A 21263-nucleotide genomic window follows, 5' to 3' on the forward strand; every position below is an offset into this window, starting at 1 on the left:
GATATAAAAAAGGCGCACACTGTGCGCCTTTTTATATGCCAAGCTTTTCCTTTATTATGCCGCAGATCTCTTCCTTGTGCTGCTGATAGTAGAAGTGTCCTCCCGTAAAGGGATATACCCCGCAGCTGCCGCCGGTGAACCTGCTCCAGCTGCTCATGTCCACATCCTGCATCAGTACGTCCTCTGTGCCGTAGAACACGGTGATATCGCAGCCGAATTTCACGTCCTCGGGAGAAGCGCTGTAGCGCTCCGCCATGCGTACATCGGTGCAGAGAATGCGGTTGAGCATACGCATGAGCTCCTCGTCGGGTACGGGAGCATTGGAGGAAAGGGAATTTGCGGAGAAGTAGGAAACTATCTCCTCATCGGAGGCGTTCTCCACGTTCTCGAAGCAGTGTACGTCCTCGTCGGGAGGGTTCTTTCCCGAGAGGAAAACGTGCTCAGGCATAGCCAGCCCCTTTTCCCTTGCCTGCCTTACCAGCTCGGTGGCAAGCACCGTGCCCATGCTGTGTCCGAACAGGGCGTATTCGCCGCTGAGAAGCTCAGAATGCTTCTCTATGAGGTCTGAAACGCAGTCGGGAACAGTATCCAGGAGAGGTTCCGAGGACCGCGTAAAGCGTCCCGAGAGCTCCATAGGCACTACATTCAGCTCCTTCGGAAGAAATCTCTTGAAGGAGCTGTAGCTTTTTGCAGAGCCGCCTGCATGGGGAAGAAAGAACAGTACCATATCAGTCCTCTACGGGCGTGCCCTTTTCGTTGAGGAGGTCGAATATCTCGCCTACCTTGCTGATAGAAGCCACCAGTGAAAGGGGAACGTTGAGACCGAAGATATCGGTTATCTCGGAGCCGAGACCGAAAAGTCCCAGCGAATCGAGGTAAAGGTCGTCGTAAACGTCTGTATCTCTTGTTATCTCCTCGGGGTCAACGCCCACATAGTCGGAGATAGCCTGTCTGAACTCATCAAAATTAAGGTTATTCATTATTTATACTCCTTTTTTCTCAGATATTTGAACTGTATCTTGCCGATGTCCTTGGGTATCTCCTCAACGAGGACAACCTTGTCGGGCACCTTGTATGCAGAGAGCTTTCCGTCAAAGTATCTTGCCAGCTCTCCTCTTGTTATCTTTTCATCGCCCTTGGGCTGGATATAGGCAACTATCTGCTGTCCGATAACGGGATGGGGCTCGTCGGTAACGGCTGCGGCCGCTATCTTGGGGTGAGTGAGGAGACAAGCCTCAACCTCCTCAGCGTGTACCAGGTTTCCGCCGCGCTTGATTATACGCTTGCTTCTGCCTGCGAAACGGACTATGCCGCCGGGGAGCTTGTTTACCAGATCGCCTGTGCAGAACCAGCGTCTTCCCTGCTCATCGGTGAGTATCTTCTCCTTTGAGAGCTCGGGATTGCCGAAGTAATCGGTGATAACGCCGTCGGTGTATACGCAGAGCTCGCCCACCTCGCCCTCGGGAACGTCGTTGTGCTGAGCGTCGATAACGCGGACATCGGTGAAGCTGAGCTTCTTGAAATCGCTGGGGTCTGTGCCCTGATCTATAGCGGAGTCCCATACGACCATGGTGCAGGTCTCGGAAGAACCGATAACGTTGATAACGCGGATATTGAGCTTCTCAACGAAGATATCGGCTATCTCCCTGGGGAGAACTTCTCCCGCGAAGTAGCAGATACGGACGCTTGAAAGGTCGTACTTGTCAAAATCGGGTGTGGACAGCAGAACCTTTGCAAGAGTGGAGGTGAGCTGGATAACGTTTATCCTGTACTTCTGAACAGTTTCAAGGAAGGTTATGGGGTTGAACTGAGGCTGGTACATTACCGTACCGCCCTTGAGCACCATCTGCTGACCCATGCCGAAGCCGCCCTGATGATAGAGGGTCATGCCCAGCATCATAACGTCGTCGGATCTGAATTCCAGATAGTCGCCCATATCCTCCTGTGTGGACAGGAAGCCGCCCGAAGGTACGGAGAGTATCTTGGGAGTACCTGTGCTGCCCGATGTGCAGGCAAGTGACATGGTGTGGAGGTACTCGGGCTCGAATATATCGCAGTCACTGCTGCCGTACTCTGCCATGAACTTTTCGGCGGAGATATAGCAGCTGTCCTGCGGGATAACGCTGTCGTCGGCGAAGCAGATGACCCTGTCAAGGGTGAGACTGGCAGGTATGAGCTCGCTTACAGCTCCGATGATATTGTTGTTTCTGTACTTCTCGGTAATGAACATCACCTTTGAGGTGGTGGCGGGTATGAGCCTTGAGAGCTCGAGAGAGCCGCTCTGGGGATCCATGGGCACGGGCTGTGCGCCTATCCTTACCGCAGACCAGAACACCAGATACCACTCGATGCTGTTGGGCATACATATGCCCACCTTATCGTTGGCGCCTATGCCTGCTTTCTTCATGGCAGAGCCGAGAACGGCGGTCTTTTCCATGAACTGACCGTAGGTGAGCTCGTTCTCATCTATCCTCAGCAGAACCTTGTCAGGAGTTTCCTGAGCGTATCTGCTGTAGTAATCGAAAAACTTCTTTGACATCCTTATTTTCCCCCGTTAAGTCTTGCAGCGATGAAGTCCGCTGCGATATGCTTTACCCAGTGGTACTGCTCGCCCACGGGCATTGCGTGCATGATGGTCTCCTCGGAGACGTATGCAGGCTTATCCTCTATGTGTATGCACTCCTTGTAGCCCTTTGCCTTGCTGAGAAGCTTCTGTGAGGCCTCGGGAGTCATCCAGTTGTCGTCGCTGCTGTACACCATGAGGAAGTCCGACTTGTGTGTGCCCTGCTCCAGCTTCTTCATACCCTCGAGGTAATCGTCGCCGTACTGGTAGGAGCTCCACTTGCCGCGCTTCATCCATACGGGTATGCTGTCCTGATCCGCAAAGTTCATGAGAAGAGGGAAGAGGCTTACGCATACCTTTGCGTTCTTGCGCTTTACCGTTGAGCGGAAGGCGTAGCCGCCGCCCATGCAGAGTCCGAAGTTGCCCAGCTCTGTGCTGCTGAGCTTGTCTGTGCCGTCGATGTAGTTGTATATGCCCTCAAATGCGGCCTCTATCTCCTTGCCGCCGCACTTGATGCCGTTGTGGATGATAGCTCCGCCTGCGCCGGGCATATCGGGAGTTATCACTGCGATGCCTCTCTCGTTGAGGGGAGCGGCCAGCATTTCAAGCTCCTCCTTGCAGCTGCCTATGCCCGAGTAGGTGATGACAACGGGATAGTTCTTCTTTCTGCCCGAATCGGGGAAGTGTATATAAGCGGGGAGCTTGCCGTATTTCGTATCTATCTCGATATACTGTATCCTGTTCCCGCAGAGCTTTATGTAGCGTCTGTAGCTCTCCTCAAGACCGCTGTAGATCTCTCTCTTGTGCTCGACGTCCTCTATATTTATCATAAAGCAGGCGTAGTGGCACTGTGCCACCATTTTCGCATATTCTCTTGCTGAGACAAGATTGCCTGCAGCCTCTGCCTTGTCGCGGAGCTCAGCATAGCGGTCTATCTTTGCGTGCCATTCGTCCAGCCATACTCCCTGTATCTGTTTGCCGCTCTTGACCTTGATACTGTCTATCTTCTTGAGTATGTACTCCAGATCGAAGGGATCAGCGCCATAGAGTAAGGATCGTGTTGCCACGGGATTGAGAAGGTCTCTGATTGCCCATTTCATATTTATCTGTTCCTTTCGTTTAAATCAGCCCGTATACCGCCAGGCGCCCTCGCGGGTCATTTCGGTGAACTGCATATATATGCGGTAGGGGTCGACTTTTGTATGCTTCTGTATAAGGCTGAGCATCCTGTCAGCCAGTTCCTTCAGGAAGGCGGCCTTGTCGTCTGTGCACTCCTGCGGGAGTATGTATCTGAACTCGGCGAAGAACACCGTATCCTCCGAGCGGTTCATATACATTGCACAGTCGTCCAGCATTACCATTATTGCAGGCAGGGGCTTCCTGAGTATCTCAGCCAGCTCGCTTGCCGCCTCGTCAAGGAAGTCTGTCCTTGCAGCGGGGGAGCTGAACCTGAAGTTCGTTTTCATCTGTGCTATCGGCATTATTATTTATCCTTTCAGTGGGGCGGATGTATTTCAGCCCTCGTATCTTTTCAGTACCAGTGTGGCGTTGTGACCGCCGAAGCCGAAGGAGTTGGAGATGGCAACGTCCACTTTGTGCTCCTGTGCCTTGTTGGGAACATAGTTGAGATCCAGCTCGGGATCGGGGGTGTCATAGTGTATGGTGGGAGGCACTATGCCTGTCTCTATAGCCTTGATGCAGGCTATAGCCTCCAGAGCGCCGCCTGCGCCCAGAGTGTGGCCGATGGAAGCCTTTACCGATGACATAGGGATATCGTAAGCTCTCTTGCCGAATACCTCCTTGACAGCCATGGTCTCGTAGAGATCGTTGAGGCCTGTGGAGGTACCGTGTGCGTTGATGTAGTCAACGTCGTCGGGAGAGAGACCAGCGTTTGCCAGAGCCATTCTCATGGACTCTGCCATGCCCACGCCGTCTGTCTTGGGTGCTGTGAGATTGAAGGCCTCGCCGCACATAACAGCGCCTGCCAGCTCGCAGTATATCTTTGCGCCTCTTGCCTTTGCGGATTCCTCGGACTCGAGGACGACAGTACCGCCGCCCTCGCCCATGATGAAGCCGTCGCGGTCCTTTGTGAAGGGACGTGCAGCGGTATCGGGGTCGGGATTGACGGACATGGCAAGGAGCTGGTTGAAGCCTGCTATCACCTGATGTGTTACTGTATTTGATATGCCTCCCGCAACTACCATATCGCAGACGCCTGCCTCTATGAGCTGCTTGCCGAGAGCGATAGCGTAAGCTGAAGACGCACAGGCGGTGCTTACATTGAAAGCGGGACCTGTGAAGCCGTATTTTATGGATACCAGAGCAGGAAGCTCGTTGGGCATTTTCTTCAGTGTTATGTTGAGGGGCTTGTCAAGCTCATAATCCTCGTATGAGTTGTCAATTACGCCGTATATTACGCCCACTCTTCTGCCGTCGTATGTGGCGGTGTCCACGCCGCAGTCAGTGACAGCCTCGCCTGCTGAGGCAAGACCCATTCTCGTTGTGGTGGTGGCAGCGTTGAGCTGACGCTTCTTCCAGTATTTTGATGCCTCTGCCTCGAAGGAGTCGTCCACCTCGGCGGCAACAGTAGTATCATGGTTATCGATGGGGATACGGGTGATAGTTCTCATTCCGCACTTGCCCGAAATGAGCCCGTCCCAGTAATCTGCGGCAGTATTGCCCACAGAGGTCACGGCACCTATGCCTGTGATAACGATTTTTTTCATAGCTTTACCTCATATCTCCTGAATGTTTTACTTATAGAGCGCGTCCCATGCGCTCTTATCCCTGTATGAATACGAGCCGAAGCCTGTCTTTGCGCCGAGCTCGTCAAGAGCTGCGAAAAGCGTCTCTGCGCCGTATTTCTCATAATAGAAGGCGGGAGCCTCGGCCAGTCCGAGAGTATCCTGCACCGCTTCTGTAAGGACAGCGGTATTTCCGCTGTAGTCGTTTGCGGCATTTACTGTCTCATTGAGTATCATAGCCGCCATGTAAAGAGCAGCCTTTCCGCAGTCGGCTCCCGTTGCGTTTTCGCGCTGAGCCATGAAGTCCAGGAAGGTCATGGTCTCTTTGGGGCAGCCCTCTGCCAGCCAGCCGTTCATCTTGTCAAAGCCGTAGCTAAGAAGTCCCTTGTTGCGCTCTATACGGAAGTTTTCGGGGCTTCCTGCCATGAGTCCCAGACCAACGCTGTCAAGGACGTCGAAGGGAGCAGCGATGGGGAACATCTCCTCCAGAGCCTTGTTGAGCTCGGGCACAGAAGCGCCCAGCTCCTCACGCAGGTATATGGCGTGAGACACCATGCAGGCCAGTATCTGGTTGAGGTAGATGTGGTATTCTCCCGAGAAAACTATGGGCTTTTTGCCTGCGGCCTTTACCAGCTCCGCGGCCTTTGCCGCATTGCTCTCCGCGGTCTCGGGGAGGATATTCAGCTCCACGAAGCCGGTGAGCTTTACGGGATAGAAGAAGTGCATACCGAAGCAGCGCTCCTTATGGGGGATATCCGCAAATACCGAGGGGATATCCAGCGATGATGTATTGGTGAGCAGCAGACAGTCATCGGAGACTGCTGCGGCTGCCTTTGCAAAGAGCTCCTTTTTGGCCTCCATGTTCTCGAAAACGGCCTCGATGACAACGTCGCAGCCGCTGAGAGCGGAGGTATCATCTGTGAAAACGAAGGAGTCCTTCTTGTATTCGTACTGCTCCTCGGTGAGCTTCCTGCGCTTCAGGCTCTTGCCGAGGGTCTTGAGAAGAGCTGCGGTGTTCTCCTCGGCGCCGAAGAGGTCTATGACCACGAACTGCGCGTCGGGGAGCTTGTCAAAGAACAGGGAAAAGATATCCTTTCCCATTTTGCCGTAGCCCACTATTCCTATCTTCATATTCACGCCTCCCTGCTTTTCAGGTATGAGCCCATGTACTCTCTGAAGCGTGCAGGCTCGAAGCAGCTGTAATTATCCGCGATATATCTGATAACAGCCTCAGCCTCGGACACGCCCTGCTTCTTTTCGGCGAAGATATCGGCCCAGCCCAGTGCATAGGCCTCGTCGGCAGGTATCAGCTCGCCTGACATAACAAGGGTGTAGGCGTTCTGAACGCCGCATATCTCAATAGTTCTTGCAACTCCGCCCAGAGCGGGGAGTATGCCGAAGGTGGATTCGGGCTGACCGACTCTTGCGTTCTTCTCGATAACTCTGTAGTGGCTGTTCACGGCGATCTCGCTGCCCGAACCGATACAGAAGCCCGTTACCACGCTTATGACGGGGAACGGGAGCTCTCTGAGAAATGTGAAGTAATGCTTTTGTCTGATGTGACCCTCGGGAAGTATCCCTGTGGAGTCGTCGTAGGTCTCGTTGGCTGAGCGGTCCGCAAGGGCGTCAACATCAGCTCCGACGCTGAAGTGGCGGCCTGCGCCCTTTATTATAAGTCCTTTGTATTTCTTATCGGCAGCCAGCTTTTCTATATCAGCCATAACGGCCTCATAGACCTTGAAGAAATCTGCCGTCATAAGGTTGTTCCCCGGCATATCCATTGAGAGGACGAGGATATCGTTCTCTTTTTCAAGCAGCATTCCCTGTGATTCACTCATTTGGACCACCTCCGTTCTTGTCTGCCATAAGGCGGTAGAAGGCTCTTGATTCCGCGTCGAGAACTGCCTTTGCGTCGGAGGTCCTTGCGGCGATGAAGCATGAGTTTATCTCCCTTACCTGCTTTGCTGTCTTGTCCTTGAACAGCTTTCCGATGAATTCTTCGGCCTCATCGGCCTTTACGGACATATCCGCTGCGGCTGTGACCTCTTCGGGAGTGCCTTCCCTGTAGGCTGCAGCCGTCATGAAATTTGCCTTTGCAAGGAAGCTTCTGACAGCTTCTTTCTCGCTGTCGTCCCTGCCGAGCACGGTGCTGCTGTCAGTATATATGAGCAGCAAGCAAGGCTCGCCGAGCTGCTCCTCCTTGCCGAGGAGCTCGTACAGCGAGCTTATATCACATATTTCGGTTACGATATCACTTGCGTTTATCGTCATCTTCTTCATTTTCCCCCTCGAGACAGGCTCTTACTTCTTCGGGGATATCGCAGATCATTCTCTCCTTGTTGACGAATGCCAGCTTCCCCGTGACTCTGCACGAAACAAGGCCTGTGCCCTTGTTGATGATATTGTGCTTGTAGCTGACGATGCCGCCCGAGCAGGACACCTCAGTGTCTATCCTGACCTCGTCCAGCAGTCTCAGCTCATGTATGTACCTCTGGCTGCTCTCCATAACAACGGGAAAGAGCCCCTCCGTAACGAATACATCAAGAAGCCCGTGGACCTTGAAGAAGTTCCACAGGGCCGTTTCTGCGTACTGAAGGTATACGGAATTATTGACATGGCCGAAGGAATCCAGTTCGTATCCTCTTACGGTCAGTCTGTATGAGCTTCTTCTCATTTCTTTGAGGCCTCCGCCAGAGCCGCTTCAAATTTGCCCTTTGAGGGGTCTGTGACGCCCTCTGCGGCAAGGTTGATGGTATCTATTATAGCGTGTATCTGTGTGAGCGACTTTCCGCTGAGCAGTTCCTTCACGAAGGCGACTGTCTCATCGAAGCAGTTCTTGTTCTCGCTGAGCTTTGTGACGAGTCCCAGCTCCATCGCTTCCCTGGAGCCTATCATCTCGCCGCGGAGTATCATGCCGAGAGCCTTTTCCCTGCCAAGGAGCCTGTAAAGGCGCTCCATACCGCCCATGCCGGGCACCACGCCGTGCATTATCTCGGGAAGTCCGAGAAAAGCGGAGGGTGAAGCGATCCTGAACTGACAGCTCAGGGCGATCTCCAGTCCGCCGCCGAAGCATCCGCCGTTTATGGCGGCTGCGGTAATTATAGGGAGCTTCTCGATGGTACGCAGCAGCTCCCTTGCATTTTCAAGCTTTTCCGAAAGGCCCGCGCCCTCAGCCTCGCCGAAGAGCGAAACGTCGGCGCCGTGGGAAAAATGCCTGCCCTTGCCTGTAATTATAAGAGCTCCTACCTGAGGATTTTCGTCCAGCCAGCCGAGGAGCATCTTACGGTCTATGAATTCGGGTTCGGAGAGAAGGTTCTTCGGACCGTTGTCAATGGTAAGTACGGCAATATTATCTTCGGCATGAAGCTCTGATAAATTCGACTTCAACATTGAGACCTCTTTACTGGTTCACGATGTCGTTGCCGTACTGATATATCTTGCAGAACATCTCTACAACATCGCTCATTGTGTCCATAGGAGCCTTGAGCATATACTTGCCGATGCTCTGGAGCTTGATATCGAGATCATATTTGTCAGCTGTCATCTCGATGAGCTCAACGAACATAAGCGAATCGCTTCCCAGATCTTCCTGAGGGTTTGTATCCATAGTGATCTCGTCCTTTTCTACTTCACATTCCTCTGCATAGTAGTCGAAGATCATATCCTTGATTTCCTGTCTGATCTCTTCTGTAATATCTCTCATAATAAAACCTCCATAGAATTTGTCTTTTTCCCCTTCAACGGGTTTTCTTTATTTATCTGAAAATTCACACATCCTCAAGAGTGTAAATTTTGCATTTTCTGCTGACCCGCGAGAACTTGCTCACGGCGCCGTTGGCGCTGACGTCGAAGAATTCGGTGACGCCCAGCTCCTCCAGCTTGTTTATTGCCAGATCCCAGCGGATCGGCGTGTAGACATTGAGCTGATTTTCCCTCATGACCTGATCGCCCTCTGTCATCACCTCTCTGTCGAAGATAGAGAGTATGGGATATACGGGGTTGCTGTACTTTATGGAAGCGCAGAAGTCCACATATTCCTGCGAATATTTCTTCATGGCGGGGTGGTGGTAGGCGACTCCCGTACCGAAGCTGAAGGCCTTGATAGCGCCCTCGTTCTGACAGAGGAGAAGAGCCTTTTCCACTGCTGCGGCCTTGCCGCTGACCATGACGTGGAATCTTGAATTGCCGCTTCCGATGACCAGTTCATCGGGGGAGAATTTACCTTCAAACAGCTCCTCGATATCGCTGTATGAGAAGCCTATGACGATGCCCATATCCAGCTTTTCGTCGTGCTCCTCCAGGCAGCGCATGGTAGCGCGGTTCATCATGATGATATCATGTGCGAACTCATGGGGCACCGAGCCGAAGCAGCCGCTTATGCTGACTATGCCCGAGCTGTAGCCCGCGCCAATGTCGGGGACAATGCCTTTTTCTATGTAATGCTCGAAAACGACTCTGTCGCAGATGAGTGAGATTATCCACTCGGCGACTCTGCCGTCGTAAGCCTTGTTCTTTTCCAGGTCCATGCTGAGCCCGAGCCTGCCGAAGGCCTCTTCCAGATAGTGCTCATATTTGTCCATGAGCTGAGGCGGCAGCTTTACGAGAAGCTTTTCGGGCTTTGAGCCTATACCGTTGAACAGGAAAGCTCTGTTGTACATTTATTTACAATACTCCTTATTATTTATAAATACATATTATCACCTATTTATGGCGCTGTCAATAGGAAAAGCAGGGTTTCTGCATAAATTTGAGAAAACTGATAAAAAAATCACATACTTGGAATTGATTTTTATAAATTAATTCAATTATACTGGCAGTAAAGAAAAATGAGTTCTATTCATACCGGGAACTTTGTGGAACAAAAAATGGTATTTATATGCTTTAAATGGTGATTTTTTTACGCCGTCATTTTGGAGTGAACGGCAGTTCCTTAAATCATTGCCTGCTTAAATTATACATTTTTTATACTGTGAGGCGAGTGCGTTTTGTAGAAAAACAACAGTGAGAAGAACTGTTCAAAAATTGCGGTGAGCGGCACGGCTTATGAACAATGATTCCGGCCGCGTTGCCATCCGGGCATAAAAAAGCCTTTTCCGATAGTGGGAAAAGGCTTTTCTGCGATCATTCCTTGAGATTTTCGGGGGTCTTTATCAGCTTTGCCTTGAAGAGGGCTGTGCCGATAAGAGTCGTGAATATTGTGGATACTACCATTTCAAACAGTGCGTTGATGCCTACTGATGTGATGAGGAAGAGCATTATGCTCTTGCCGGATCTGAGTCTGTCTATATAGTTGAACTTCTTGTATACCTTGAGTGTGTATTTGCCGTCGTCCATACATCTGAGCGCAGCCGACGGCTCCTTGAATTTTACAGATTTTCCTTTTATTTCCTTGCCGTTCAGTGTAGCGCCCTTGAGCTTTGGCGAGCTGAGGACGAACTTGACAGCCTCGGTCTCTTCCGTAGTGGGGAGAGTTGCGTCGCTGTCTGCTACCGTGAACACAAGATCGCTGCCGAAAAGGATACGCTTGCCATCTGCGGAGAAATCCACATCGTTGCCTGCGTTGTCCTTTACCTCAGTGATGAGGCCGTTGTCCACCGTGATGGTGTACTTGTTGTCCATACCTGTAGCGGTGTGGTTGAACAGGAGTACCAGAGCGGACATGAAGAATATGGTGTTGAGTATAGCTGCCGAGAAGCCTGAAACGGCGCAGGACTGCTGTACCTTCGAGAGATTTTTCTTATTGAGGAACCAGAATGTAAGCGCGAATCCCGCAGCAAACACAGCTAAGAGGACCAGCGCAAGGGGGAGTCCCGAGGTCATGAATTTGTACATACCGTCGGACATTTTGTACTTGCCGTTCTCGTCGTAGCATATCAGAAGCATTACGGACAGGAAAAGACCGATGGATACGGCGCCTGCCACAGAGCTTGTGATGCCCGAGAGGACTTTCTTTGACTTGATCTTTGAGAGACCGAGGAATATCAGTCCCACAAGGAGTCCGTCGAGAGCACGGGAAACGACTCTCTGTATGAATGTGAGTGTAGGGCTTATCTCCAGGGTCATCGCACCCATTCCGCTGAGGACTCCGATACCGAAGCACTGCAGGAAGCTGAAGATACCGAAAACTATTCCCATAATAAGTCCGCCTGTTGGTCCGAGCGCGATAGCGGCTATAGCAATTGGGATGATGTTAAGGGTGATGGACAGCGGTCCGATGGGGATGGAGCCGATGGGCGTCAGTGAGAACAGCGCCACCACGGCGGTCAGAAGACCCAGAAGCACCAGTGAACGTACATTGAACTTCTCTTTCATATTAAATTCCTCCTTGTTACTACTCCCGTTAAGGGATATAATACAATAATACCATAATACCACGTTTTTCACCGGTTGTAAATAGCCTGCTTCACAGAAATAATAATAAAATACACCTTTTAATAGTGCGTTATTGCTAAATATAACTTTTATATGTGGTTATATAAACAGAAAATAATACTAAAAGTTTATGTGGTGAAATACAATTTTGAACTGTTTTTTACCATGAGTCACTTAAATTGGTAGTACCGGTTGACGAGAAAAGTGGTATTTTGTGGAACTTGTTCCCAAATGGGGAAAAAACACAGAATTTGATAACATTTTGCACAAATACCAATCGTTTTTTTTTCATTTTTAGTATGCCTAAAATATTGCATTTTGTATACCAATGTGATATAATTATAGTACAAAAAACTGTTAATTTTATCATGCTGCGTACAAGCAGAAGGGTAGATTACGGGGGATTGTAAAAAAATAAAAACGAAAGGATGGAATGACCATGAAAAAATCTTTGGGGAAACGTTTGATTAGTGGCGTTACCTCAGGACTCCTGGCTGTGACCTATGCGCTGCCGTCAGGACTGAGTCCGCTGCGTTCGGTCGCGGCAGAAGATGGTATCGGCACTGACGGATTACCCATAGTCAACACACCGTATGAAGAGACGATGTGGAACAGAAATAATCCGTTGGGCGTGGCAGGTGACTTCCACTTATTCGGATTTGAGAGTGTCGAAGCTGACAACCATGTAAACGGTAACGTGGCAACGCCTGTTTATATCATGGGCGCGAACTATACCGCTCCCAGCCAGGACGTCGGAAGACTTCTCAATGTCGTTACCGATGAACTGGTATGGACTCTGGATCCGCGTACAAGAAGCGATATCATTTGTGAGCCTGATGACGGCAAGATTTTTACCACACTGAGCGTTAACTATCTTTACGACTGGCTCCTGCCCGAGGATTACGAGATTTGGGGCAACGATACGCCCGAGAAGAGAGAAACAAAATACAACTACGAAACAGGCGAGAGCTGGGAAGAAGTAACACCTGCAAATGACAGAGTTCAGGTGCCATATCCTACGGTATTCAACCCAACCAATGACAGCAGATATTCCGGCGTGAATATCTATCCCTGCAAGAAGGGAGATTATCCCGCTCTTGTTGAAGCATACGCGAACTCAGAGGAACGTCAGGCTTTTGAAGAGAGCGATCCTCCTGCAAAGTATAATGGACCGATAATGTTCAGGGTTACCAATAACCTGAAATCGGGCACTGAGAGCTATTATGCTCATGCAGGCAGCACTTTCATCGACTTTGCAGCTCTGAAGACCTATTATGAGACTATGTCAGATGACTATGCAAGTACCTACAAGGACAACAGATATGAGTCGCTTATATGGGACGGAGGAAAGGATCCCTGGAACGGCGATGACGTAAGCAAGGCTACTCTCAACCTCTATCCTGAGGGCGCCAATGTTCTCAATATCAAGGCTGAGGACTTTGACAAGTATTACGAGATCGCTGTAAACGGCATCAACTACAAGGACGGAAGATACGGCGGCGGCCAGACTCTTATCGTAAACGTAGACCTCCAGCAGCAGCCTGATGTGTTCTGGAAGACAAAATGGGATTATATCCCCGTTGAAGGATCAGACGCTAACCTCAACAACGGCGAGGCTACCGTTCAGAGCGGTACCAATATCCTTTACAACTTCTATAATGCAGCCCCCGGCGGCTCAAAGGTAAAGTTCGGCTTTGACGGTATACCGCTGGGCTGTGTTCTGGCTCCCGATACCGATTTCAACGTATTCCAGATAAACGGTAACATCATTGCCAACAAGATAAAGGCTGATGAAGAGAGCCATATGGCATTCTTCCTGAATCCTCTCGATAATACAAAGGAAACACTTGAGATCTCCGCTGAGAAGAAGTGGAGCGACGGAAACGACAACCACAGCGGTGACGAAATAAGCGTTACTCTTTACCGTCTGCCCAAGTCCGGCGTTACAGATCCCGCTGCTGAGTTCACACTGGCAAACAAGTTTACTGACCTCGTAAACTTCATCGCTGAAGGCGACACGGAAAAGTGCAAGTTCAGGATAGACGGTCAGGAGTACAAGGCAGTTGCCGATAAGGATGCAAACAAGGTCACATACTACCAGAATCAGAATTACGAAGGCAGGGAAGACCTTTTTACTCCTCAGGAGGACGGCAGTATAAACGCTGCTATTGACGACGGCGAATACGAATTCAAGATCGAGGAAAGAGCTGTTACGGTAACAGTAGCAGACGGCAAGGTGACTGCCATCAGCGGTGACCCCCTCGCATCACAGATCATCGGTTCAAAGTCACTCAAGGAATCAAACAGCTGGAACGAGGAATGGGAAAATCTCGAGAAGGCAAGCAAGGCAGGTCTTGTTTACTACTATTATATAGTAGAGGACAACGTTCCTGAAGGCTACACCGTTTCCTATGACGGCAACGGTGCAGCAGGAGGCAACAAGCACATCATCGTTACAAACAAGAGCGAGGAGATCGCTAATAAGATCAAGTTCGTAAAGCTCTCCGATATTATGACTATCGACACTCAGACAGACGAGACACTTACTTTCAAGTCTGCTGAAAAGAGACTTACGGGCGCTAAGTTCACTCTTACTCTCGATGAGGCTGCAAATGCCGACGATAATCTTGCATCGGGCGTCAAGTCAAACCTTGATTCAAACACCAAGGGCAAGCCCGCATACACAGAAAGCACTATCACATGGACGACCATCGAACAGGATATCGAGTTCGAGGGACTCCCTGACGGTACATATACTCTGACAGAAGAAGCTCCCGAGGGCTACCAGCCTGTAAGCGAGATCAAGTTCAGAGTTGACGGCGGCAAGCCTTCATCTGTTTCGGGTACAGCTGCATATGATACATCAGATGCTCATAACAGCGTGGTGACCATAACAGACGATATGTACTCGATCTCACTGAGAAAGGTAGACGAGAACGATACACCTGTTCCCGGTGCTCTTCTCAGACTCACAAGCACCAGCGGTGCTGACATCACAAAGGTAAAGGCTCACGATACACAGTACTTTACCGCTAACGGCTACGGCTGGAACAAGCCTGACGCAGGCATCGCACCCTATAAGCTTGAGCTCAGCAAGAATGAGATCAAGAATTTAGCAAGCGACAGCGAATCAGCATTCGAGTGGTACTCCATCGGTTCGGCAGTTATCTTTACAGGCCTTCCCGAGGGTACATACCAGATCGAAGAGATCAGCGCTCCCGCAGGCTACACAAGAGATACAGCAGTAAGAACCTTCACTATCGCAAGAGACGCAGACGGCAAGCTTACAGCAAGCGGTGACGTTTATGCGGAAGACGGTTATGAGAAGGTCAACGACATTATAAATAAGAAGCAGACCATTTCTGTGAGCAAGTACGACATGAACGCCAACGTTATCGAGGGCGCAGAGTTCAGGCTCACAAAGAAGGACGGCACAAAGCTCGGCACTCTCACACTCAGTGATGAGACACTTGACGAGTCCTTTACTTCATTCGTAGGCCTTACAGATAATTCCAAGGGCGTTACAATAAAGAATACGACCGCAGGCATGGGCTACACCCTCCGCGGCAATACATTCTATAATGTAACAGTTGACGGAGCTGCAATCGAAGCAGCACAGAACCTCTATGAGATCTCAGGTACTGCAACAGGCGATACGCTCAAAATTGATGGTATCTACGACGGTACTTACGTTCTCACACTTGACGACGGCAGGATCTACAATATCCGTGCCGAGGCAAGAGATCTTCTGAAGCCTGTTGTACAGGTATCAAAGATCGCAACACTCACAGATGAAGGCAAGGCTTATGAGTTCACAGGCGGCAATGCTGCTATGACAGGCCTTGAGGACGGCGATTATGTTCTCGAAGAGACAGCTTCACCTAACGGCTATGCAAAGGTTAAGTCTGAATTCGAGTTCAACATCACAGACGGAGTTATCACACTTACAGGCGCTTCCACAACAGGCGAGTACAGTGTTGATCCCGCTGATCCCACACACATAATCATCAAGGATAAGGTATCCGAGATAACAATAACCAAGGAATTCGGTGCGTCAGGCGTTACACAGCCCACAGGCACAAATGAAGGTGCAGCTATGAAGCTCACATTCCTTGAGGGTTCATCAAAGTCCGCAGACGTAAATATTCCTGCCGCTGACACCATCAAGGAAGTAGGCGGTTTCATCGAGTGGAACACAAAGGACGGCAATCCCAAGGTATTCAAGGGCCTTTTGGACGGTACATACAAGCTCGAGGAGACAACACCTCCCAAGGGCTACGAAAAGGCGGCCGATAAGACCATCGTTATCAAGGACGGCGTTATTGTCGAGATGAACGACGCAGGCGTTGTCATCAGCGAGAGAGAGTCAGAGTCACTTCTCAATACAAAGCAGGGCACTATCACTCTCGACAAGACTGCACTGGGCGGAAAGGTAATTTCTACAGAGGCAGGCAGCGCAAAATTCACACTCGAAGCTGTTGGCGAAGGAGCCATGAGTAATCTTGCAGGCGTAAGCATAAACAACGGCACACGTCTCGGGCCTGTAAAGAAGGTCGAGAATATTGAGTGTACAGACAATAACATCACATTCACAGGTCTCAGAAACGGTACATACAAGCTTACCGAAACAGCGGCTCCCGCAGGCTATTCAGTAGTAAGCGAGTTCACCTTCAAGGTGGATAAGGGCAAGGTAACGGAAGTAAGCGAAGTTGGTACAACAGGCAAGGCTTACGTAGGCGAAGACGGCCACATCAAGGTCGAGGACGCTCCTATCATGGTGATCGACAAGGCTGCACTGGGCGGCGAGATCATCACCGGAAGCAACGCAAAGTTCACACTCACTGCTGAGGACGAAGGCGCTACACTCAAGGGCGTCAAGGTCAACGACGGCGAGGCTCTGGGCGAAGTTGCATCCTACGAGTTCGAGGGCAACAGCACCAAGTTCGAGTATCTCCAGAACGGTACATACTCACTTGAGGAGACAACAGCTCCCGACGGATTCTCAACAGTTTCCAAGTTCACATTCAAGATCACAGACGGTCTTGTAACAGAGGTAAGCGCTGTTACAGACGGCGTGGTAACACCTACAGACGGCGGCAAGGTCCTCAGGGTAGAGGACAGACCCGTTATCAACCTTGACAAGGTAGCTCTGGGCGGTACACCTATCCCCGCAGAGGCAGGAAATGCCAAGTTCACTCTGAAGGCAGAGGACGAGGGCGCAACACTGGAGGGCGTTAAGCTCAACGGCGGCGAGGCTCTGGGCGAAGGCGTTACAGAAGCAGAGTTCGACGGAAACAATGCCGTATTTGAATACCTGAAGGCTGGCAAATACTCACTTACCGAGGAAGTTGCTCCCGACGGATTCACAACAGTTACAAAGTTCACATTCGATGTGGACGCAAACGGCAAGGTAACAAATGTTACCAAGACTACAAACGGCGATTCTTACCTCGACGAAAACGGACATATCGTAGTTGAGGATAAGAAGTCTGACATTACAATCAATAAGAAGGCTCTCGGCGGCGAGGAGATCCCCGCAGAGGCAGGCTCCGCTACATTCGTACTGAAGGCTGAGGACGCCGGCAAGACTCTTGAAGGCGTTACAGTATCAACAGGTACGGGTACATCAGGCACAACTCTTACAGCTGATGATACTTCTTATGAGTTCTCAGGCAACAACGTAAACTTCACAGGTCTCAAGAACGGCAAGTACAGCCTTGAGGAGACCGCAGCTCCCGACGGTTTCACAACAGTCACAAAGTTCACCTTCACCATCGAAAACGGTAAGGTCAAGGAAGTTGAGGCTGTAACAGACGGTCTTACTGTAAAGAAGGACGACGGAACCATCGAGGTACAGGACAGGAAGTCCACAGTAACACTCAACAAAAAGGCTCTGGGCGGCGAGGAGATCCCCGCAGGCGCAGGCAAGGCTACATTCGTTCTCTCAGCAGAGGGCGAGGGCAAGACTCTTGAAGGAGTAGAGGTAACAGTAGGTTCAGCCGCAACAGGCAAGACTCTCGGCGAGACCGATACCTCATACGAGTTCGAGGGCAACAACGTTAAGTTCACAGGCCTCAAGAAGGGTACATACTCACTTGAGGAGACAGCTGCTCCCGACGGCTTCACAACAGTTACCAAGTTCACATTCGACATTGACGAAAAGGGCAAGGTTACAAACGTAAGCACAGTTACAGACGGCAAGGCTTATATCGATGAGAACGGCATCCTCGTAGTTGAGGACACCAAGACAAAGGTCATCATCGACAAGAAGGCTCTCGGCGGTACACCTATCCCCGAGGACGCAGGCAAGGCTAAGTTCACACTGACAGCAAAGAGCGAGGGACTTGATCTCTCAGACGTTACTGTCGGCGAGGGCGCGGACGCTGTAAATGTAACAGAGGGCGCTACATCAGTTGACTTCGACGGAAACACAGCAGTATTGAACGGCCTGAAGAAGGGTACATACACTCTCACAGAGACAACTGCACCCGACGGCTTCACAACAGTTACAGAGTTCACATTCGACGTTGACGAAAAGGGCAATGTTTCAAATGTAAGCACAGTAACAGACGGCAAGGCATATGTTGGCGAAGACGGTCACCTCGTAGTAGAGGACGCAAGATCAACAATGACCCTTGACAAGAAGGCTCTCGGCGGCGAGGAGATCCCCGAAGAGGCTGGTTCAGCTACATTCGTACTCACAGCTGAGGACGCAGGCAAGACACTCGAAGGCGTAACAGTCGGCATGGGCGAGGGCGAAGGAGCTACATCCGAGACTCTCGGCGAAGGCGTTACATCTTACGAATTCACAGGCAACAACGTAACATTTGAGGGCCTCAGGAACGGCACATACAGTCTCGAAGAGACAGCTGCACCCAACGGCTTCACAACAGTTACAAAGTTCACATTCGATATCGTTGACGGCAAGGTCGCTAACGTAAGCACAAACACAAACGGCCAGGCTTATATCGACGAAAAAACAGGTCACCTCGTAGTTGAGGACGGACAGCACACGATCACCATTGACAAGAAGGCTCTGGGCGGCGAGGAGATCCCCGCAAGCGCAGGCGAGGCTTCATTCATTCTCACAGCTGAGGATGAGGGCATGAATCTCAAGGGCGTAACAGTAACTCAGGGTACAGGTGAGGGTGCAACCTCCGAGACTATCATAGCAGGAGACAATCACTTCTGCTTCTCAGGCAGCGGCGTAAGCTTCACAGGCCTGGGCAAGGGCACATACTCACTTGAAGAGACAGCTGCTCCCAGCGGCTTCATCACAGTTACAAAGTTCACCTTCGACGTGGACGAGGACGGCAATATCTCCAACATAAGCACCGTTACAGACGGCAAGGCTTACGTTGACGAAAAGACAGGCCACCTCGTAGTCGAGGACGACAAGACAACAGTAGTAATCGACAAGAAGGCACTTGGCGGAACACCTATCCCCGAGGAATCGGGCAAGGCTGAGTTCACACTTACAGCCAAGAGCGAAGGCCTCGACCTCACAGGTGTAGAAGTCGGCGAGGGCGAGAGCGCAGTCAAGGCATCAGAGGGCGATAAGTCCATCGACTTTGACGGCAACACAGCAGTTCTCAGAGGTCTCAAGGAGGGTACATACACTCTCAAGGAGACAACTGCACCCGACGGCTTCACAACAGTTACAGAGTTCACATTCGACGTTGACAAGGAAGGAAACGTTTCAAATGTAAGCACAGTAACAGACGGAGACGCATACGTTGACGAAAACGGTCACCTCGTAGTTGAGGACGCCAAGTCAACTCTCAACATCAACAAGAAGGCTCTCGGCGGCGAGGAGATCCCCGCAGAGGCAGGTCAGGCTACATTCGTGCTCACAGCTGAGGACGAGGGCAAGACACTTGAAGGTGTAACAGTAAGCTGGACAGAGGACGGAGAGGCTAAGTCACAGACTCTCACAGCCGATGATACATCTTACGAATTCACAGGCAACAATATCGACTTTACAGGTCTCAAGGACGGCAAGTACAGCCTCGAAGAGACAGCTGCTCCTACCGGCTATGAAGTAGTTACAAAGTTCAACTTCACAATTGACAACGGTGTTGTTACAGACGTTGACACAGTAACAAGCGGAAATGTAGTCAAGAAGGACGACGGCAAGACTCTTGAGGTACAGGACGAGCTGGCTTCTACAATAACAATCGACAAGAAGGCTCTGGGCGGCGAGGAGATTTCCGCAGACGCAGGCCAGGCTACATTCCTTCTCAAGGCCGAGGACAAGGGCGTTACTCTCAAGGGCGTCAGCGTCAACGGCGGCAAGGCACTCGGCGATGTTACAGAAGTAGAATTCCCCGGAAACTCTGCTAAGTTCACAGGTCTGAAGAACGGTAAGTATACTCTCATAGAGAACGCCGCTCCCGACGGATACACAGTAGTTTCCACATTCACATTCTATCTTGACGAAGGTCAGGTAAAGGATGTAAGCGCAACAACCACAGGCAACGCTTATGTGGACGAAGCAACAGGACACCTCGTTATCGAGGACGCTCCCAACCAGTTCACAATAGGCAAGTACGATATCACAGGTCAGAAGGAAGTTAAGAATGCTCATATCGAGATCACTAACTCCGACATTGACTGGACATCTATCACAGACGCAAACAAGGCAGACAAGGACTTCACTCCCGTAGTTAACAGCGAAGGCAAGGTTATCGGTATCCAGTGGATCTCAGGCGATACTGCAAAGATCGTCAAGGCACTCAAGGACGGTACCTACACACTGAAGGAGACAGGTGATGACGAGACATTCACCGACGGTGACAAAACATACACCATCATCGCTTCAGAGCTCAGCTTCACTATAAGCGAGAACGAGATCATAGCTGCCAGCGGCGCAGACCTGAAGGACGCAGACGATGAGACTGCTGAGTCAGGCTACTATGTAGTTGATAAGGCTAACGGTGCTATCAAGGTCAACGATGCAGAGGCAACAACGACGACAACAACGTCCACAACGACCACTACATCTACGACAACAACAACCACCACTACCACATCAACTACTACAACAACATCCACAACGACAACAACGTCGACAACCACCACAACAACTACAACCACTACTACCACAACTACCACAACAACTACTACAACCACAACCACAACTACAACTACAACTACAACAACTACCACCACAACAACTACAACAACAACAACTACTACTACAACCACAACGTCGACTACAACGACAACAACAACGTCCACGACGACAACTACAACGTCTACGACGACGACAACAACGTCGACGACAACAAGCACGACATCTACAACGACCACAACGCCTACTACCACGACCACACTTGTTACCGTTAATATCAGCAAGATAGACGGAATGAACAGCAAGGAGATCAAGGACGCTAAGCTTACCCTCACAGGTAAGGACAGCGAAGGCAATCCGATCGTATTCAAGGACGGTCAGATCAAGATCGGCGACGAGGGAACTATCATCAACGGCGTCGGTTCATCACTGGTATGGATGTCAGGCAAGACTTCCACTATCGTAACTGTTGAAGACGGTACATACACTCTTGAAGAGCTGGCTGCACCTA

Annotated in this window: 15 protein-coding genes; 1 reads left to right on the forward strand and 14 read right to left on the reverse strand. The window is 50.6% G+C overall.

The features are described from left to right. Window positions 1-31: 31 nt before the first annotated feature. From Q0Y65_RS13455 to Q0Y65_RS13520, 14 genes are all read right to left on the reverse strand, one after another. The gene (locus Q0Y65_RS13455; RefSeq protein WP_297960820.1) at window positions 32-727 is read right to left on the reverse strand and encodes a thioesterase II family protein; all 696 of its coding nucleotides are present in this window, start codon (window positions 725-727) and stop codon (window positions 32-34) included. Window position 728: 1 nt separating this feature from the next. Continuing rightward, complete coding sequence (locus tag Q0Y65_RS13460; protein WP_297960823.1) at window positions 729-980, reverse strand: acyl carrier protein; 252 nt, start codon at window positions 978-980, stop codon at window positions 729-731. Then, window positions 980-2539, reverse strand: coding sequence for a class I adenylate-forming enzyme family protein (locus tag Q0Y65_RS13465; protein ID WP_297960826.1), 1560 nt, complete (start codon window positions 2537-2539; stop codon window positions 980-982). Before Q0Y65_RS13465 ends, Q0Y65_RS13460 begins: the two co-directional genes overlap by 1 nt. Before the next feature lie 2 nt (window positions 2540-2541). Then, window positions 2542-3663, reverse strand: a complete 1122-nt coding sequence (locus tag Q0Y65_RS13470) for an alpha/beta hydrolase (RefSeq protein ID WP_297960829.1) — start codon at window positions 3661-3663, stop codon at window positions 2542-2544. A gap of 24 nt (window positions 3664-3687) precedes the next feature. Then, on the reverse strand, window positions 3688-4044 hold the full coding sequence (locus Q0Y65_RS13475) for a phenylpyruvate tautomerase MIF-related protein (RefSeq protein ID WP_297960832.1): 357 nt from the start codon (window positions 4042-4044) through the stop codon (window positions 3688-3690). A 33-nt stretch (window positions 4045-4077) separates the two neighbouring features. Then, window positions 4078-5289, reverse strand: a complete 1212-nt coding sequence (locus Q0Y65_RS13480; RefSeq protein WP_297960835.1) for a beta-ketoacyl synthase — start codon at window positions 5287-5289, stop codon at window positions 4078-4080. Between the two features lie 27 nt (window positions 5290-5316). Beyond that, the gene (locus Q0Y65_RS13485) at window positions 5317-6438 is read right to left on the reverse strand and encodes a 3-hydroxyacyl-CoA dehydrogenase family protein (protein ID WP_297960838.1); all 1122 of its coding nucleotides are present in this window, start codon (window positions 6436-6438) and stop codon (window positions 5317-5319) included. A gap of 2 nt (window positions 6439-6440) precedes the next feature. After that, window positions 6441-7145 carry an enoyl-CoA hydratase/isomerase family protein gene (locus tag Q0Y65_RS13490; RefSeq protein WP_297960841.1) on the reverse strand — a complete coding sequence of 235 codons (705 nt, stop codon included), beginning with the start codon at window positions 7143-7145 and terminating at the stop codon, window positions 6441-6443. After that, entirely contained in the window at window positions 7138-7587 is a 450-nt protein-coding gene (locus tag Q0Y65_RS13495) for a hypothetical protein (protein ID WP_297960844.1), read from the reverse strand. The genes Q0Y65_RS13490 and Q0Y65_RS13495 overlap by 8 nt, the downstream gene beginning before the upstream one ends. Next, window positions 7559-7981 (reverse strand): thioesterase family protein, encoded by a 423-nt coding sequence (locus Q0Y65_RS13500; RefSeq protein WP_297960849.1) that lies wholly within the window; start codon window positions 7979-7981, stop codon window positions 7559-7561. The genes Q0Y65_RS13495 and Q0Y65_RS13500 overlap by 29 nt, the downstream gene beginning before the upstream one ends. Beyond that, window positions 7978-8697, reverse strand: a complete 720-nt coding sequence (locus Q0Y65_RS13505; RefSeq protein ID WP_297960852.1) for an enoyl-CoA hydratase/isomerase family protein — start codon at window positions 8695-8697, stop codon at window positions 7978-7980. The genes Q0Y65_RS13500 and Q0Y65_RS13505 overlap by 4 nt, the downstream gene beginning before the upstream one ends. 10 nt (window positions 8698-8707) lie before the next feature. Beyond that, window positions 8708-9010, reverse strand: coding sequence for an acyl carrier protein (locus Q0Y65_RS13510; RefSeq protein ID WP_297960855.1), 303 nt, complete (start codon window positions 9008-9010; stop codon window positions 8708-8710). 64 nt (window positions 9011-9074) lie between these two features. Then, entirely contained in the window at window positions 9075-9965 is an 891-nt protein-coding gene (locus tag Q0Y65_RS13515) for an ACP S-malonyltransferase (RefSeq protein WP_297960858.1), read from the reverse strand. 463 nt (window positions 9966-10428) lie between these two features. Continuing rightward, window positions 10429-11619, reverse strand: a complete 1191-nt coding sequence (locus tag Q0Y65_RS13520; protein ID WP_297960862.1) for an ECF transporter S component — start codon at window positions 11617-11619, stop codon at window positions 10429-10431. A 499-nt stretch (window positions 11620-12118) separates the two neighbouring features. On the opposite strand from Q0Y65_RS13520, the gene Q0Y65_RS13525 reads away from it, so the two are divergent. Beyond that, window positions 12119-21263, forward strand: a 9145-nt coding sequence (locus tag Q0Y65_RS13525; protein WP_297960865.1) for a SpaA isopeptide-forming pilin-related protein, incomplete at its 3' end; no start/stop codon positions are given.

This window comes from uncultured Ruminococcus sp., assembly GCF_947301925.1.
Classification (GTDB): Bacteria; Bacillota; Clostridia; order Oscillospirales; family Ruminococcaceae; genus Ruminococcus.

Bases quoted from the DNA above. Each gene is read 5' to 3' on its own strand.
- Q0Y65_RS13515 (WP_297960858.1), bottom strand. From the start codon at position 9,965: ATGTACAACAGAGCTTTCCTGTTCAACGGTATAGGCTCAAAGCCCGAA.
- Q0Y65_RS13490 (WP_297960841.1), bottom strand. From the start codon at position 7,145: ATGAGTGAATCACAGGGAATGCTGCTTGAAAAAGAGAACGATATCCTC.
- Q0Y65_RS13480 (WP_297960835.1), bottom strand. From the start codon at position 5,289: ATGAAAAAAATCGTTATCACAGGCATAGGTGCCGTGACCTCTGTGGGC.
- Q0Y65_RS13510 (WP_297960855.1), bottom strand. From the start codon at position 9,010: ATGAGAGATATTACAGAAGAGATCAGACAGGAAATCAAGGATATGATC.
- Q0Y65_RS13465 (WP_297960826.1), bottom strand. From the start codon at position 2,539: ATGTCAAAGAAGTTTTTCGATTACTACAGCAGATACGCTCAGGAAACT.
- Q0Y65_RS13520 (WP_297960862.1), bottom strand. From the start codon at position 11,619: ATGAAAGAGAAGTTCAATGTACGTTCACTGGTGCTTCTGGGTCTTCTG.
- Q0Y65_RS13475 (WP_297960832.1), bottom strand. From the start codon at position 4,044: ATGCCGATAGCACAGATGAAAACGAACTTCAGGTTCAGCTCCCCCGCT.
- Q0Y65_RS13485 (WP_297960838.1), bottom strand. From the start codon at position 6,438: ATGAAGATAGGAATAGTGGGCTACGGCAAAATGGGAAAGGATATCTTT.
- Q0Y65_RS13495 (WP_297960844.1), bottom strand. From the start codon at position 7,587: ATGAAGAAGATGACGATAAACGCAAGTGATATCGTAACCGAAATATGT.
- Q0Y65_RS13505 (WP_297960852.1), bottom strand. From the start codon at position 8,697: ATGTTGAAGTCGAATTTATCAGAGCTTCATGCCGAAGATAATATTGCC.
- Q0Y65_RS13460 (WP_297960823.1), bottom strand. From the start codon at position 980: ATGAATAACCTTAATTTTGATGAGTTCAGACAGGCTATCTCCGACTAT.
- Q0Y65_RS13455 (WP_297960820.1), bottom strand. From the start codon at position 727: ATGGTACTGTTCTTTCTTCCCCATGCAGGCGGCTCTGCAAAAAGCTAC.
- Q0Y65_RS13470 (WP_297960829.1), bottom strand. From the start codon at position 3,663: ATGAAATGGGCAATCAGAGACCTTCTCAATCCCGTGGCAACACGATCC.
- Q0Y65_RS13500 (WP_297960849.1), bottom strand. From the start codon at position 7,981: ATGAGAAGAAGCTCATACAGACTGACCGTAAGAGGATACGAACTGGAT.